Consider the following 15,874-nt stretch of genomic DNA (forward strand, 5'->3'; position numbering starts at 1 on the left):
AGAGGTTCTCCATGCTCCGTCGCATCGCATCGGCCACCGCCGTCGCCGCCCTGCTCGTCGGCGGTCTGACCGCCTGCAGCACCTCGCAGAACACGGCGGACGATTGCGAGGCCGTACTGCAGCCCGGCGTGCTGAGCGACGGCGCCGAGGTCACCGGCGCGTTCGGCGAGCAGCCGAGCGTGAAGGTGCCGAAGGGGCTGACGATCTCGACGACGCAGCGCACCATCGATGCGAGCGATGCCGAAGCCGGCGGTGAGCGCGCCGACGAGGGTACGCTCGTCGGCATCGACATGGCCTTCTTCGACGCCTCGACGGGCGAATCGCTCTACGAGGGCGCAGGCTTCCAGGGCGGCCCGCACGAGTTCCTGCTCGTCTCGGCCGACCAGGCGAACCCGCTCTCCGAAGCAGTGCGCTGCGCGGCCCCCGGCGATCGCGTCGTGCTCGGCCTGGCACCCAACGACGCGATGCAGCTCGTCGGTCAGATCGGCGGCACCCCGGGCGAATCGATGGTTGGCGTGCTCGATGTCGTCTCCGTCTCCGAGCTCTCGGCGCAGGGCAAGGACCGCGCGCTCCCCGCGGGCTTCCCCTCGGTCGTCACGAACGACGAGGGCCGCCCGGGCGTCGTGCTGCCCCCGAACGCCGCGCCCCGGGGTACGACCTCGGCGGTGCGCATCGAGGGCACGGGCCCCGAGGTGACCGCAGACCAGAACGTCATCGCCCAGGTGCTCGAGGTCGGCTGGGACGGCACCGAGCTCAACAACACCTGGACCTCGGGGCCGACCGCTCTGCAGAGCACCGACCAGATCCCGGCGACCGGCAACACGTTCCGCGAAGCCCTCACCGGCAAGCGCATCGGTTCGCAGATCGTCGTGATCGAGAACGACGGCGCCGAGGCGCGCGTCGTCGTCGTGGACATCCTCGGCGTCTCCTGAGCCGACCGGTATGAGCGAGAGTCCGGTGCCGCGGCGCGCTCGGGCGGTACCGCCCGAGCAGCGCCTCTTCAGCGTGGTGCTCGCACTCGTCGCGAGCACCGAGGGGCTGACGAAGCACGACCTGCTGTCGTCCGTGTACGGGTACGCCGACAAGTTCCGCTTCGGCGAGAGCAACCCGTCGCTCGACCGGCAGTTCGAACGCGACAAGGAGCTGCTGCGCTCGCTCGGCATCCGCATCGAGACGATCGATTCGCCGCTCGAGGCCGGTAACAACCAGTTGACCCGCTACCGCATCGCGAAGGATCAGCTCGAGTTCCCCGCCGACCTGCGCTTCACCGAGCGCGAACTGATGCTGCTGCGCCTCGCGGCGGTCGCCTGGCGCGAGGGCAGCATGACGGCCGAGGCCCGTCGGGCGACGATGAAGCTCGAAGCGCTCGGGGCCGGGCTCGACGTGCGCCAGCTCGGCATCGCCCCGAGCTTCGGCGTGCCCGAGCCGGCGGGCGCCCCGCTGCAGGCCGCGATCGACGCCGGGAGGGTCGTCGAGTTCTCGTACGCGCTGCCGGGCCGCGACGCCCCGGCCCGCCGGCGCGTCGCACCGCTGCGCCTGCATCGCGCCGATGGGCGCTGGCATCTCATCTCGTGGGATCTCGAGCGGGACGACGGCCGCGTCTTCCTGCTCGAACGCATCCGCTCGGAGGTCGAGATGACGCGGACCGTGTTCGACGAGGCGCTGCGCGGCGAAGCCGATCGGCTCGTCGCGGGCCTGCTCGAGCAGGCGGTGCACCAGCGCGCGATCGTCGAGGTCGCATCCGGGTCGGTCGCCGAGGCGCGCCTCGCGCCCCGCGCGAGCGCCGACGCGGTCGCCGAATCCGGTGCGCCGGCACTCGTCGTGCCGGCGCTCGATCTGCACGTGCTCGCCGACGAGCTGTCGGGGTACGGCGGCGAAGCCGTGGTGAGCGGGCCCGCCGAGCTGCGCGAGCTCGTGGTCGGCCGGCTGCAGCGCACGCTGACGGCGCACACGGGGGAGCCCGCGGCCCCGGAGCGCGCGAACGACCCGGCCCCGCCCGCGGCCGCCGAGCATCGGCCCGTCCGGCCCGCGCCGCTGCCGGCGGGAGACGCCCTCACGCTGCTGCTGTCGATCGTGCCCTACCTGCTCGATCACGGGCCCACGCCCATCGCCGAGCTCGCCGAGGTCTTCGATGTCAGCGCTCGGCGTCTCGAACGCGAGATCATCCCGTTCCTCGGCACCGCCGGGGTGCCGGGGGAGACCGCGTCGTACCAGCACGAGGATCTCTTCGACATCGACTGGAGCGCCCTCGACCTTGGCATCGCGAGCCTCGTGCGCACGGTGGCGGTCGACGAGACGCCGCGGTTCGCGCCCGTCGAGGCCGCGGCGCTCATCGCCGGTCTGCAGTCGCTCGCCGCCCTGCTGCCGGCGGCAGACGCCGAGGCCGCGCACGCCGCGGCGCGCAAGCTCGGCGCGGCGATGGGCGGCGAGATGCCCCCGGCGTCGTTCTCGCTCTCGGACGATGCAGCCGACCCGGCGCTGCCGATCATCGTCGCCGCGCTCGACGCACGCGCAGACGCCCCCGAGGGTGCCCCCGATGAGGCTCCCACGGCCCTCCGCTTCGGCTACCGCGACGCTTCGGGAGCGGAGAGCACGCGCCTCGTCGACCCGATCGCACTGCGCCAAGAGTCGGGCATCTGGTACCTGCGCGGGCACTGCGCCGATCGCGGCGCCGAGCGCACCTTCCGCGTCGATCGCATGCGCGGCATCCGCGCCGTGCGGCCGCCCGCCGGGCCGGTCGCGCATGGCGAAGCGGACGTCGTGCACGACGACCCGGCCGCCGAAACCTTCGATCTCGTCGCGCTCGTGCCGGAGCGCCTGCTTCAGCGCTTCGCGGGGTTCGCTCCGGAGGTGCTCGACAGCGTCGCCGACCGGGCCCGGGTGCGCATCGACGCCTGGAACTCGGGTTCGGCCGTGCGTCTGGTGCAGGAGGCGCCCGGCGAGGTCGTCATCCTCTCGCCTGCGCGGGCTCGCACCGCCGTCGCCGAATGGGCCGCGCGGGCCCTCGCAGCCTACGATGCGTGACACCGGATACACTGAACGAATGGCCACCCAAGTGCGCAAGGGGCGCAACCCCGAAGGGCGCATGAGCCTCGGAGCGCACCTCGTCGAGCTCCGTCGGCGCCTCATGATCGCGGCCATTGCGATCGTCGTCGGCATGGCGGCCGGCTGGGTGCTCTCGACTCAGGTCTGGGTACTGCTGCGGCGCCCGATCGACGATCTCGAAGCGATGGGGCGCGACGCGATCATCGCCTACGGCGACATCTCGAGCGGCTTCGACACCCGCATGCAGATCGCGCTCTTCATCGCCGTGCTCATCGCGTCGCCCATCTGGCTCTACCAGATCTGGGCCTTCCTCGCGCCGGGACTGACCCGTCGCGAGAAGCTGTACGGCGTGGGGTTCCTGGCCGCCGCCGTGCCGCTGTTCCTCGGCGGCGCCTACGCGGGCTGGCTCGTGCTGCCGAACATCGTGCGGCTGATGGCGAGCTTCCAGCCCGAGGGCGATGCGTTCTATCTGAACCCCCGCACCTACCTCGAGTTCGCGATCCGCCTGCTCATCGCCGTCGGCATCGGCTTCGTACTGCCGGTGCTGCTCGTCATGCTGAACCTCATCGGCGTCGTGCGCGGCGCCACGATCCTGAAGGGATGGCGCGTGGCGATTCTCGTCATCATCCTGTTCGCCGCGATCGCGACCCCGGCCGCCGACGTGTGGAGCATGTTCATCCTCGCGGTGCCGATGATCGTGCTCTATTTCATCGCGGTCGGCGTCGCGCTGCTGCACGACCGCCGCGTCGACAAGAAGCGGGCGGCCGAATTCGCGGGCTACGGCCTCGACGATTCGGGGAGCGCCGCGTGAGCGGGGAGGCCACGGCGCTCGACGCGTTCGCCGCCCGACTCGACTATCCGCTCGATGAGTTCCAGCGCACCGCGTGCGAGCGGTTGGAGGCCGGCAGCAGCGTGCTCGTCGCCGCCCCGACCGGCTCGGGCAAGACGACCGTCGCCGAGTTCGCGGTCCACCTCGCGAGGCGCGAGCGCGATGCGCGCATCTTCTACACGGCGCCCATCAAGGCGCTGTCGAACCAGAAGTTCCGCGAGCTGTGCGAGCAGTACGGCGACGACGAGGTCGGCCTCCTCACGGGCGACACGAACCTGCGCGGCGACGCCCCGATCGTGGTGATGACCACCGAGGTGCTGCGCAACATGATCTACGCCGAGAGCCGAGCGCTCGAGGGGCTCGCCTACGTCGTGCTCGACGAGGTGCACTACCTCGGCGACCGATGGCGCGGCGCGGTGTGGGAGGAGATCATCCTGCACCTGCCCCGTTCCGTGCGCCTCGTATCGCTCTCGGCGACGGTGTCGAACGCCGAGGAGTTCGGCGACTGGATGCACGCGGTGCGCGGCGACACCGATGTCATCCTCTCGGAGCACCGCCCGGTACCGCTCTACCAGCACGTGCTCACTTCGAAGGCGCTGCTGCCGCTGTACGTGGGCCGCGACGGCGAGGCATCGAGCGGGGCGAACGGCCGGGTGAATCCCGAGGTGCGCATGCTCGAGCACGGCGGCAGGTCGCAGGGCTCGAATCGACAGGGATCGCGCCCCTCCGGCGACGAGTACCGCGGTCGGGGGGCGCAGGGCGGTCGCGGCGGCCGCGGCCATCGCGGCGGCGGTCATCGTGGGCGCGGCGGCGGCTCGCACGGCTACGGCGCGTCGAACCGCGAGCGCTCCCGCGGCGGCGCTCCGGTGCGCCGGGCGAAGCGGGTGTCGCGCGGCGATATCGCACGGGCGCTCGATGAGACGCGGCTGCTGCCGGCGATCGTCTTCATCTTCAGTCGCGCGGGCTGCGACCAGGCCGTGCGGCAGTGCCTGTACGAGGGCATCGCCCTCACGACGCGCGAGGAGCGCGAGGAGATCCGGCGCGTCGCCCGTGCCGAGATCGATGGCATGAGCGAGGAGGAACGACGCGTGCTCGGCGTGCGCGAGTGGCTCGCCGGTCTCGAGCGCGGCGTCGCCGCCCACCACGCCGGCATGCTGCCCTCGTTCAAAGCCGTCGTCGAGCAGCTCTTCCAGCGCCGCCTCGTGAAGCTCGTGTTCGCGACCGAGACGCTCGCGCTGGGCATCAACATGCCGGCGCGCGCCGTCGTGATCGAACGGCTCGACAAGTTCAACGGCGAGCAGCGCGTGCCGCTCACCTCGGGGGAGTACACGCAGCTGACCGGCCGCGCCGGGCGCCGCGGTATCGATGTGGAGGGCCACGCCGTGGTCGTGTGGAGCGAGGGCGTCGACGTCGAATCGCTCGCGCACCTCGCGGGGGCGCGCTCGTTCCCGGTACGGTCGAGCTTCCGGCCGACGGCGAACATGGCGGTGAACCTGCTGCAGCGCCTCGACCGGCAGCAGGCGCGCGACATGCTCGAGCTCTCGTTCGCCCAGTTCCAGGCCGACCGCGCGGTCGTCGACCAGGCGCGCGAACTGCGCGCCGAGCAGGATTCGCTCGCGGGGTACGATGCCGCGGCGCAGCGGGCCCAGGGCTCCGACCGCAAGCGGTGGGAAGATCGGGCGCGCAAGCTGCGTCGGCGCATCGAGCGCGGGCGGCGCCAGATCGCCTCGCGCACCGGCACCATCGCCCGCACGTTCGACCGGGTCGTCGAGCAGCTGCTCGAGCTCGAATACCTCGAGGCCGTCGACGCCGGGAAGCACGGCGGCGAGATCGTCGTCGCCCCATGGGGCGAGTTGCTGCGCCGCATCTACGGCGACCGCGACGTGCTCGTCGCCGAGTGCGTGCGGCACGACCTGTTCCGCGGGCTCGACACCGCGGGCATCGCGGCCATGTGCTGCATGCTGAGCTATGAACCGCGTCGCGACGACGAGGGCGAGCCGCGGCTCCCCGGGGGCGCGGCGTTCGCGGCGGCGCACGACCGGGTGCTCGACGCCTGGGTGCAGCTCGACGATCTGGCCGACCGGTACCGGCTGCCGCGCGCCGAGATGCCGCATGCGGGGCTCGCCTCGGCGATGCACTCCTGGGCCTCGGGCTCGCCGATCGAGCATGTGCTCGAAGCCTCGGGCATCGGCGCCGGCGACTTCGTGCGCTGGACGAAGCAGACCGTCGACCTGCTCGATCAGATCGCGCAGGCCTGCGAGGCGATGCTGCAGGCCGGCATCGACGAGGATCGGCTGGGCGAGCTCGCGCAGTCGGCGCGGGGCGCGAGGCGCGCGGTGCGCCGCGGCATCGTCGAAGCCTCGAGCACCGCATGAGCGCGTCCACGGCGTCCGCTCCGCGGTTCGCGCGCGCCCTGCTGCGCCCCGGCGCCGGGGAATCCAGCGCGCCGCGATCCCTGCGGCGCGGGGCCGCCCTCCTCGCGGCCGCGGCGGGCGGGGCACTGCTCGACGTCGCATCGCCCGGGCTCGCCTGGTGGCCGCTCGCGCTGCCCGCCGTCGTACTCGTGCTCGCTGCGGTCTGGCAGCAGCGCGCCGGTTTCGGACTGGTCGCGGGCCTCGTCGCCGGTGCGGTGTTCTGGGCGCTCCAGATCTCGTGGCTGACGCTGTACCTCGGGCCGATCCCGTGGCTCGCGCTGAGCGCGCTGATGACGCTCTGGTTCGGGCTCGGCGGGGCCCTGATCGCCGCGGCGACGCGCACCCTCGCCCTCTGGCTCCTCGGCCCCGAGTCGCCGGCGGGGCTCGCACGTCGCGGAGGTCTCGTCGCCGTGCTGCAGTCGGCCGTCGCCTCAGGGCTGTGGGTGCTGCGCGAGCAGGTCCAGGGGTCATCGCCCTACGGCGGCTATCCGTGGGGCCGCGTCGCCCACCTGTTCTCGGGCACGCCGCTCGAGCAGTCGGTGTCGTGGCTCGGGTTCGCGGGTCTCTCGGGCCTCATCGTCTTCACGTGCGCGCTGCCCGTCGCGGCGTGCTTCCGACTCGCGCGCCCGGCGAATGCGGCGCCCGCGCGACGCAGCTTCGGGCTGCGGGCCGTCGGCGCATCCCTGGCGCTGCTCGCCGTGCTCGCGCTCGTGCCGATCGCGCCGCTCTCCGAGAGCGGCGCTCTGCGGGTCGCCGCGGTGCAGGGCAATTCGAAGTCGGCGATCTTCGACGACCGCGAGTCGGGGTCGGTGATCCGCGATCATCTCGATGCGACGACTCGGCTCGTCGACGAGCTCGAAGCGCGCGGCGAGAGCGTGGACGTGATCGTGTGGCCCGAGAACAGCGCCGAGTTCGAGGTGCGCAGCGACCCCCGCAACTCCCAGCGCATCGAACGGCTCGCGGCGCGGGCGGGGGCGCCCATCGTTCTGGGCTCGGTACTGCGCGACAGCGAGGGCGGAGCCGACGTCTTCACGAACAGCGCGCTCGTGTGGGATGCGCAGGGCGATACGGGCGTGCGCTACGACAAGCGGTACCCGGTGCCGTTCGCCGAATACATGCCGAACCGCGAGTTCTTCCACGCCATCGTGCCCGACCTCATCGACCTCGTGCAGCTCGACTACACCCCCGGCACCCGGCCCGCGGCGTTCGGCGTGGACACGCCGAGCGGCCCCGTGCAGGCCGGGCTCGCGATCTGCTTCGACATCATCTTCGATCAGCAGGCCGTCGCGATGGTCGGCGATGACGCCGAGGTCATCCTCGCGCAGACGAACAACGCCGATTTCGGCCGCACCGACGAGAGCGCGCAGCAGCTCGCGATCGCACGGCTGCGCGCCGTCGAGACCGGGCGCGCGCTCGTGAACATCTCGACCGTCGGCACGAGCGCGATCGTGCTGCCGAACGGGCAGAGCATCGACGCCCTCGCACCCCACACCGCGGGGGCGATGGTCGCCGAAGTGCCGCTCGTCACCGGCGAGACTCCGGCGCTGCGCTTCGGCGCCGCGATCGCCGGGTTCTGGCTCGCGGTGGGTGCGTTCGGCCTGCTCGTACCGGTCACGATGCGCATCGCGATGCGGGCGGCTCCGCGCGGGTAGGCCGTCGCCCGGCGAACCGCCTATACGCTGCCGCGACGTGCGCGGAGCAGCTGCAGCCGCTCCTCGAGCAGTTCTTCGAGCTCCTCGCGCGAGCGGCGCTCGATGAGCATGTCCCACGGCGTGCGTTGCGACGACTCCTTCTCGGCGAACTCGGCGCGGGCGGTGCGCCCGGCCTCGTCGTCGAGGAAGCCGAGTTCGCCGCTCTTCAGCTCGGTCCACTCGGTGGGCGGTTCCGCGTCGGCGTCGAACATGACCGTGAATCGGCGACCGCGGTCGGTGAGATACTCCACCGGCCGCCGCGGTGAGAGCTCGACGCCCACCTCTCCCTGGAGGCTCGTAGCCCCGATGCGTGTGCCTCGTAACGTCCGGTCGGCCATGAGGACCTCCTCGTTGCTCGCGCCACCTGCGGCGATGGGTCGACGGGGCGACTCGACTCTCGAGGCGACCCTGCCGTGATTTTCAGCGTACTCGTTTCGCGTCGGGGGCGACACCCCTGCGATGCATGGCGGTTCCATTACGCTGGAGGCATCCATTCGAAACGACGAGGAGCTTTCGTTGACTCAGATTCTTGAACCCGGCAGCCTGAGCGGCCGCCGCGCGCTGGTGACCGGTTCGTCCCGAGGCGTCGGCGCCGACACCGTGCGCTACTTCGCCGAGGCGGGCGCCGATGTGGTCGTGAACTTCCGCAACAAGGCGCCGCGGGCCGAGAAGCTCGCCGCCGCGCTGCGCGAGAACGGCGTGCGCGCCCTGGTGCAGGGGGCCGACCTCACCGACCCCGAGTCGGTCGCGGGCATGATGGCGGCCGTGCGCGAGGAGCTCGGCGGGCTCGACATCCTCGTGCTCAACGCATCGGGCGGCATGGAGGGCGGCATGGCCGAGGACTACGCTCTGAAGCTCAACCGCGATGCGCAGCTCTCGGTGCTCGACGCGGCGCTGCCGCTCATGGGCGAGGGATCGCGCGTCGTATTCGTGACGAGCCATCAGGCGCACTTCATCCGCACCACCCCGACCATGGCCGAGTACGTTCCGGTCGCCGAGTCGAAGCGCGCGGGCGAAGACGCGCTGCGCGAGCGCATCGGCGAGCTCGAGGCGCGCGGCATCGGCTTCGTCGTGGTCTCGGGCGACATGATCGAGGGCACTGTCACCGCGACGCTGCTCAACCGCATGAACCCGGGCGCGATCGAAGAGCGGCGCGAACAGGCGGGCAGGCTGTACAACGTCGCCGAGTTCGCTGCCGAGGTCGCGCGCGCAGCCGTCGAGCCGGTGCCCGAGGACCACACGCGCCTCGTGGGCGACGTCTCGAGCTTCACCGCCGAGTAGTCCGCACCAGATCACGCATTCGTCCCCAGCTGGGCCGTCGCAGCGCCGCAGCCTCCGGATCGCCGGGGCCTGCGGCGCTGCGCGTTGTTTCGGTGCCGGAAAATGTTTGTTTCGCGCCGGTTTCGGGCGACGGTGTGATTCGGTTCTTGGATCGATCTACCGAAGAATCTGCGTCATGATCGTGCTGATGGCAGAATGCGAGCAATGAACTGCAGAAAAGATAGGTTTTCAGCGAACAAACGAGTGCTACCGTTGAATCTCCAGCCGCCGTGCTTCTGGCGGACGTCGAAGTCCTGAAGCACCCCAGAGGTGCGGCTCAACTCGGGCCGACGATGTCCCATCGACCGGGAGGACATCGCATGCGCACAGATCGAACGAGCCCCGGCGGCCGCGTGCCGCCGCAGGCGACCGGACTGTACGATCCGACGGAGGAGCACGACGCCTGCGGCCTCGCCTCGGTCGTGTCGCTCGACGGCGCCCGGAGCCATCGCATCGTCTCGCTCGCACTGCGCGCGCTCGAGAACCTCGAGCACCGCGGCGCCGTCGGCTCGGATGCGGGCACCGGCGACGGCGCCGGCATCCTCAGCGACATCCCCGATGTGCTGCTGCGCGAGCAGCTTGCCGCCGAACAGCCGGAGGTCGTGCTGCCCGCCCCCGGCGCGTACGCCGCCGGGCTGGCGTTCCTGCCGCGGCTGTCGACCGAGCGGCGCGCCGTGCAGTACCGCATCGCCGCGATCGCAGCGGAGGAAGGGCTCGACGCGATCGCCTGGAGGCAGGTGCCCGTACGCCCCGAGATCCTGGGCGAGGGCGCTCGTGCCGCGAGCCCCTGCATCGAGCAGCTCGTGCTCGCGCCGTCGCCCGGCCGCGCACTCGCTCCGTCGGAGCTCGAGCTGCGCGCCTATCGCGTGCGCAAGCGCGTGCAGCACGAGACCGGGTGCTACCTGCCCTCGCTCTCGAGCCGCACCATCGTGTACAAGGGCATGGTCACGACGCTGCAGCTTCCCGGCTTCTTCCCCGAGCTCAGCGACGAACGCTTCACGAGCCGGTTCGCGATCGTGCACTCCCGGTACTCGACGAACACCTTCCCGTCATGGCACCTCGCGCAGCCGCTGCGCCTCGTCGCGCACAACGGCGAGATCAACACGGTGCGCGGCAACCGCAACTGGATGCGGGCCCGCGAGGCGCAGCTCGCGTCCCCGGCGCTCGGGGGCATCGACGGGCTGCTCCCGATCTGCACCGAAGGCGGCAGCGACTCCGCGAGCTTCGACGAGGTGCTCGAGCTCCTGGTGCACGCCGGCCGTTCACTGCCGCACGCGCTCGCGATGATGGTGCCCGAGGCCTGGGAATCGGAGACCGGGCTCGCCGCGGATCTCGTCGACTTCCTCGAGTACCACTCCCTCGTGATGGAGCCGTGGGACGGGCCGGCTGCGATGATCGCGACGGACGGCGACGAGCTCGTCGCGCTGCTCGACCGCAACGGTCTGCGGCCCGGCCGCTTCCTCGTGACCGACGACGGCCTCCTCGTCATCGGCAGCGAGACCGGTGTGCTCGATCTCCCGCCGGCGCGAGTGATCCGCCGCGGGCGCCTGCGGCCGGGGCGCATGCTCGCCGTCGATCTCGCGACCGGCGAGATCCGCGACGATGCCGCGGTGAAGGCCGAACTCGCGGGGCTCGCGCCCTGGGGCGAGTGGCTCGCCCGGGGCCGCATCCGGCTCGACGAGCTGCCCGAGCGGGAACGGCTCGTGCACCCGCCGGCCTCGATCGAGCGGCGTCAGCGCACCTTCGGCTACACGGAGGAGGAGGTGCGGCTGCTGCTCGCGCCGATGGCGCGCGACGGTGCCGAACCCATCGCCGCCATGGGCACCGACACGCCGATCGCGGCGCTCTCCGAGCGTCCGCGGCTCCTCAGCGACTACTTCGTGCAGCAGTTCGCCCAGGTCACCAACCCGCCGCTCGACGCGCTGCGCGAAGAACTCGTGACGAGCCTCGTGACGAGCATCGGGCCGAAGGCGAACCTGCTCGCGCATTCCGCCGACCACGCGAGGCAGGTCGTGCTCGACTTCCCGGTCATCGACAACACCGCGCTCGCCCGCCTGCAGCACCTCGGCGAGCCCCGAGCGCACTCCGCCGGCGGCACCGGCCGCGCGGGCGGCCTCCGAGACGCCTGGCGCGACGACCCCGTGCGCGAGAGCGCCGTCACCATCCGCGGGCTCTACCCGGTCGACACCGACGCAGCGGGGCTCGCGGACCGCCTCGACGCGATGTGCCTCGAAGCGAGCGCCGCCGTCGAGGCCGGCGCCGACTTCCTGATCCTCTCCGACCGGGATTCGAACAAGGATCTCGCACCGGTGCCCTCCCTGCTCGCGGTCGCGGCGGTGCATCACCACCTGATCCGCGAAGGGCAGCGCATGCGCACCTCGCTCATCGTCGAGGCCGGCGACGTGCGCGAAGTGCACCAGGTCGCTGCCCTCATCGGCTACGGCGCGGGCGCGGTGAACCCGTACCTCGCGATGGAGACCGTCGGCCTGCTCGTGCGCGACGGGACGCTCCCCGGCCTTACCGAGGAGGAGGCGATCGCGCGCCTCATCAAGGCCCTCGGCAAGGGGATGCTCAAGATCATGAGCAAGATGGGCATCTCGACCGTCGCGTCGTACTGCGGGGCGCAGACCTTCGAAGCCATCGGCCTGTCCCGGCAGATCGTGGACCGCTACTTCACCGGCACCGCCACGAAGCTCGGCGGCGTCGGCCTCGACGTGCTGGCGGCCGAGGTCGCGGTGCGCCACCGCGCTGCATACCCCGACGACTCGGCGCCGCTCGCGCACCAGCGGCTCGAGACCGGCGGCGAGTACCGCTGGCGCCGGGGCGAGCAGCCCCACCTCTTCGACCCCGAGACGATCTACAAGCTGCAGCACGCCACGCAGAGCGGCCGGCGCGAGATCTTCACCGAGTACACGCGACGGGTGAACGAGCAGCAGCACCGCCTGATGACGCTGCGCGGGCTCTTCGCGTTCGCGCCGCAGCGCCCGCCCGTCGACCTCGAGGAGGTCGAGTCCGTCTCGGAGATCGTGCAGCGCTTCGCGACGGGGGCGATGAGCTACGGCTCCATCTCGCCCGAGGCCCATGAGACCCTGGCGATCGCGATGAACTCGCTGGGCGCGAAATCGAATACCGGCGAGGGCGGCGAGGCCGAAGACCGCCTGCTCGATCCGCGGCGCCGCAGTGCGATCAAACAGGTCGCCTCGGGGCGCTTCGGCGTCACCTCGATGTACCTGACCCACGCCGACGAGATCCAGATCAAGCTGGCTCAGGGAGCGAAGCCCGGCGAGGGCGGGCAGCTGCCGCCGCAGAAGATGTACCCCTGGATCGCCCGCACGCGCCACGCCACTCCGGGAGTCGGCCTCATCTCGCCACCGCCGCACCACGACATCTATTCGATCGAAGACCTGAAGCAGCTCATCTTCGACCTGAAACGGGCGAACCCGGCCGCGCGCATCTCGACCAAGCTGGTGTCGCAGTCGGGCATCGGCCCGGTCGCGGCGGGCGTGGCCAAGGCCCTTTCCGACGTCATCCTCGTATCGGGGCACGACGGCGGTACGGGCGCGAGCCCGATGAACTCGCTGAAGCACGCCGGCTCCCCGTGGGAGCTCGGGCTCGCCGAGACCCAGCAGACGCTCATGCTGGGCGGCCTCCGCGAGCGGGTCGTGCTGCAGGTCGACGGGCAGCTCAAGACGGGCCGCGACGTGGTCATCGCCGCCCTGCTCGGCGCCGAGGAGTTCGGGTTCGCGACCGCGCCGCTCGTCGTCTCCGGGTGCATCATGATGCGCGTCTGCCATCTCGACACCTGCCCGGTCGGCGTGGCGACGCAGAACCCCGAGCTGCGCGAGCGCTTCACGGGGCGCGCCGAGCACGTCGCGAACTTCTTCCGCTTCATCGCCGAAGAGGTGCGCGAGATCCTCGCGTCCCTCGGCTACCGCTCGATCGCGGAAGCCGTCGGAGACACGGCGGCGCTCGACGTCGATGCGGCGATCCGGCACTGGAAGGCCGAGGGGCTCGACCTGACGCCGATCCTGCGCGGGCCCGAGTTCCCGCCCGAGGAGCCGCGCCGGAACGGGCGCGAGCAGGAGCACGACCTCGCAGCGCACTTCGACCGATCCCTGATCGAGATGTCCGCGGACGCCCTCGAGCGCCGCGAACCGGTCGTCATCGATCTGCCCGTGCGCAATACCGACCGCACGGTCGGCACGATGCTCGGCCATGAGGTGACGAAGCGCCACGGAGCCGCGGGCCTCGCACCGGAGACGATCGACATCACCCTCACGGGCTCCGCCGGGCAGTCGCTCGGCGCCTTCCTGCCGCCGGGCATCACCGTGCGGCTCATCGGCGACGCGAACGACTACGTCGGCAAGGGACTGTCGGGCGGCGAGATCGTCATCAGGCCGCATCCCGAGGCGCCGACGCCCGCCGACGGCGCCGAATCCGATGTCATCGCGGGCAACACCATCGGCTACGGCGCCACGGCCGGCAGCCTCTGGATCGCCGGAAGCGCCGGCGAGCGGTTCCTCGTGCGCGGCTCCGGGGCCACCGCCGTGGTCGAAGGAACGGGCGACCACGCGCTCGAATACTTCACCGGTGGCTTCGCCCTGATCATCGGGCCGACCGGCCGCAATATCGGCGCCGGCATGTCGGGCGGAGAAGCGGTCGTCCTCGACCTCGACCGGGCCGATCTGAACGCTGCCGAGGTCGCGAGCGGCGCGCTCCTCGTGGCCACGCTCGCACGCGGGCCGGGGCTGCCAGGAGACCCGGGAGTACCGGACGCTGCCCTCCTTCCGTTGCGGGAGCGGGTACGCGCACTCCTGAAACGGCATCATGAGCAGACGGGCTCGCCCCGGGCCGCCGCGCTGCTCGCGCAGATCGCGGCCGACCCCGAAACCGCCTTCGCACGATTCACCCGACTGATCCCGCGCGGCTACTCGAGAGTGCTCGAGATCCGCAGTCGCGCCGGCGAGAACGGCACCGACCCCGACGGCGATCGGGTCTGGGCCGAGATCCTGGAGGCCACCCATGGCTGATCCGCACGGCTTCCTGAAGACCAGGGATCGCGAGCTCGCCCCCAAGCGGCCCGTCGCTCTGCGCCTCCTCGACTGGCGCGAGGTGGTCGACCCGGCGAACCCCGAGATGGTCGCGCGCCAGGCCTCGCGCTGCATGGACTGCGGCGTCGCCTTCTGCCATCAGGGATGCCCGCTCGGCAACCTGATTCCCGAGTGGAACGATCTCGTGCAGCGCGGACGAGGCCGCGAGGCGCTCGAACGCCTGCACGCGACCAACAACTTCCCGGAGTTCACCGGCCGCGCATGCCCGGCGCCATGCGAGTCGGCGTGCGTGCTCGGCATCAACCAGCCGGCCGTCACGATCAAGCAGATCGAGAACAGCATCATCGACGAGGGCTTCGCGAACGGCTGGGTGCAGCCGCAGCCGCCCGCGCGTCTCACGGGCAGCACGGTCGCCGTCATCGGGTCGGGCCCGGCCGGGCTCGCCGCCGCGCAGCAGCTGACGCGCGCGGGTCACACGGTCGCGGTCTACGAGCGCGACGAGGAACCGGGCGGCCTGCTGCGCTACGGCATCCCCGACTTCAAGCTCGAGAAGCAGCTCGTCGCGCGCCGCATCGAGCAGCTCAAAGCCGAGGGCACGCGGTTCCGCTGCGGTATCGAGATCGGGCGCGACCTCGGTTGGGAGGAGCTGCGCCGGCGATTCGACGCCGTCGTGGTGGCGACCGGGGCCACGGTTCCGCGCGGCCTCGACCTTCCGGGCGGCGACCTCACCGGCATCCGCACCGCGATGGAGTACCTGACCGCCCAGAACCGTCGCGACGTACCGCCGGAGCTCGATGCGCGCGGCAAGCGCGTCGTCGTGATCGGAGGAGGCGACACCGGATCCGACTGCATCGGCACGGCGCTCCGCCAGGGCGCCGCATCGGTCGTGAACCTCGCGATCGGCAGGCGGCCGCCGGTCTCCCGCTCCGACGATCAGCCGTGGCCCGTGCATCCTGCGGTGTTCGAGGTGTCGAGCTCGCACGAGGAGGGCGGCGAACGCCGCTACCTCGCATCGACGGTCGAGTTCGTCGGCGACGAGCGCGGTGCCGTGCGGGCGCTCCGCGTCGCCGAGACCGCGTACACCGAGGCCGGGCGCCTCCCGACTCCCGGCACCGAGCATCTCATCGACGCCGACCTCGTGCTGATCGCGATGGGGTTCACGGGCCCCGAGGCGATCCGCGGCGCCGACGACGGCCTGCCGATGACGACGCGCGGAGCGTTCGCCCGGCAGCCCGACTTCTCGACGTCGGCCGACGGCGTCTTCGTCGCCGGCGACGCCGGTCGTGGTCAATCGCTGATCGTGTGGGCCATCGCCGAGGGGCGGGCGGCGGCTGCGGCGGTCGATCGCTTCCTGATGGGGGAGAGCCGGCTCCCCGCACCGGTCACGGCGCTCGACCGCGCTTTCGCCTAGCGCCGCGGGCGGCGGCCCCCGGAGCCGCCGACCGCGTTCGCTCAGCCCCGCCGGCAGGAGTAATCTGCGAGGTGAGAACCACGGCGCGAGCCACGACAGAGCGGAGACTGGAC

At 71.7% G+C, this 15,874-nt stretch carries 9 protein-coding genes; 8 read left to right on the forward strand and 1 reads right to left on the reverse strand.

What is annotated here, in order from left to right; all coding sequences use genetic code 11:
* The first annotated feature begins 11 nt into the window (after nucleotides 1-11).
* The 5 genes from NHL51_RS09625 to lnt are packed head-to-tail and all read left to right on the forward strand — an operon-like array spanning nucleotide 12 to nucleotide 7,940.
* Nucleotides 12-932, forward strand: a complete 921-nt coding sequence (locus tag NHL51_RS09625) for a peptidylprolyl isomerase (protein ID WP_434143288.1) — start codon at nucleotides 12-14, stop codon at nucleotides 930-932.
* Nucleotides 933-942: 10 nt separating this feature from the next.
* Nucleotides 943-3,024: a helix-turn-helix transcriptional regulator gene (locus NHL51_RS09630; protein WP_434143290.1), complete on the forward strand. Its 2,082-nt coding sequence runs from the start codon at nucleotides 943-945 to the stop codon at nucleotides 3,022-3,024.
* A 19-nt stretch (nucleotides 3,025-3,043) separates the two neighbouring features.
* Nucleotides 3,044-3,856 carry a twin-arginine translocase subunit TatC gene (tatC, locus tag NHL51_RS09635; protein ID WP_434143291.1) on the forward strand — a complete coding sequence of 271 codons (813 nt, stop codon included), beginning with the start codon at nucleotides 3,044-3,046 and terminating at the stop codon, nucleotides 3,854-3,856.
* Complete coding sequence (locus NHL51_RS09640) at nucleotides 3,853-6,249, forward strand: DEAD/DEAH box helicase (RefSeq protein ID WP_434143293.1); 2,397 nt, start codon at nucleotides 3,853-3,855, stop codon at nucleotides 6,247-6,249. Before tatC ends, NHL51_RS09640 begins: the two co-directional genes overlap by 4 nt.
* Nucleotides 6,246-7,940 carry an apolipoprotein N-acyltransferase gene (gene lnt, locus NHL51_RS09645; RefSeq protein WP_434143295.1) on the forward strand — a complete coding sequence of 565 codons (1,695 nt, stop codon included), beginning with the start codon at nucleotides 6,246-6,248 and terminating at the stop codon, nucleotides 7,938-7,940. Before NHL51_RS09640 ends, lnt begins: the two co-directional genes overlap by 4 nt.
* A 20-nt stretch (nucleotides 7,941-7,960) precedes the next feature.
* Here the strand turns inward: lnt and NHL51_RS09650 are convergent, their stop codons facing one another.
* Complete coding sequence (locus NHL51_RS09650) at nucleotides 7,961-8,317, reverse strand: RNA polymerase-binding protein RbpA (protein WP_434143296.1); 357 nt, start codon at nucleotides 8,315-8,317, stop codon at nucleotides 7,961-7,963.
* A gap of 178 nt (nucleotides 8,318-8,495) precedes the next feature.
* Between NHL51_RS09650 and NHL51_RS09655 the strand changes: the two genes are divergently transcribed.
* The 3 genes from NHL51_RS09655 to NHL51_RS09665 all read left to right on the forward strand — a co-directional run bounded on the left by NHL51_RS09655 (nucleotide 8,496) and on the right by NHL51_RS09665 (nucleotide 15,761).
* Nucleotides 8,496-9,260, forward strand: coding sequence for an SDR family oxidoreductase (locus NHL51_RS09655; RefSeq protein WP_434143298.1), 765 nt, complete (start codon nucleotides 8,496-8,498; stop codon nucleotides 9,258-9,260).
* A 359-nt stretch (nucleotides 9,261-9,619) separates the two neighbouring features.
* The gene (locus NHL51_RS09660; protein ID WP_434143299.1) at nucleotides 9,620-14,329 is read left to right on the forward strand and encodes a glutamate synthase-related protein; all 4,710 of its coding nucleotides are present in this window, start codon (nucleotides 9,620-9,622) and stop codon (nucleotides 14,327-14,329) included.
* Nucleotides 14,322-15,761 (forward strand): glutamate synthase subunit beta, encoded by a 1,440-nt coding sequence (locus NHL51_RS09665; RefSeq protein ID WP_434143301.1) that lies wholly within the window; start codon nucleotides 14,322-14,324, stop codon nucleotides 15,759-15,761. The genes NHL51_RS09660 and NHL51_RS09665 overlap by 8 nt, the downstream gene beginning before the upstream one ends.
* Nucleotides 15,762-15,874: the final 113 nt, after the last annotated feature.

The sequence above is a fragment of the Leucobacter sp. gxy201 genome (genome assembly GCF_051043335.1).
Classification (GTDB): Bacteria; Actinomycetota; Actinomycetes; order Actinomycetales; family Microbacteriaceae; genus Leucobacter.

Excerpts from the sequence above, each read along its gene's own strand:
- NHL51_RS09625 (WP_434143288.1), top strand. The coding sequence starts at position 12 with ATGCTCCGTCGCATCGCATCGGCCACCGCCGTCGCCGCCCTGCTCGTC.
- lnt (WP_434143295.1), top strand. The coding sequence starts at position 6,246 with ATGAGCGCGTCCACGGCGTCCGCTCCGCGGTTCGCGCGCGCCCTGCTG.
- NHL51_RS09665 (WP_434143301.1), top strand. The coding sequence starts at position 14,322 with ATGGCTGATCCGCACGGCTTCCTGAAGACCAGGGATCGCGAGCTCGCC.
- tatC (WP_434143291.1), top strand. The coding sequence starts at position 3,044 with ATGGCCACCCAAGTGCGCAAGGGGCGCAACCCCGAAGGGCGCATGAGC.
- NHL51_RS09650 (WP_434143296.1), bottom strand. The coding sequence starts at position 8,317 with ATGGCCGACCGGACGTTACGAGGCACACGCATCGGGGCTACGAGCCTC.
- NHL51_RS09630 (WP_434143290.1), top strand. The coding sequence starts at position 943 with ATGAGCGAGAGTCCGGTGCCGCGGCGCGCTCGGGCGGTACCGCCCGAG.
- NHL51_RS09660 (WP_434143299.1), top strand. The coding sequence starts at position 9,620 with ATGCGCACAGATCGAACGAGCCCCGGCGGCCGCGTGCCGCCGCAGGCG.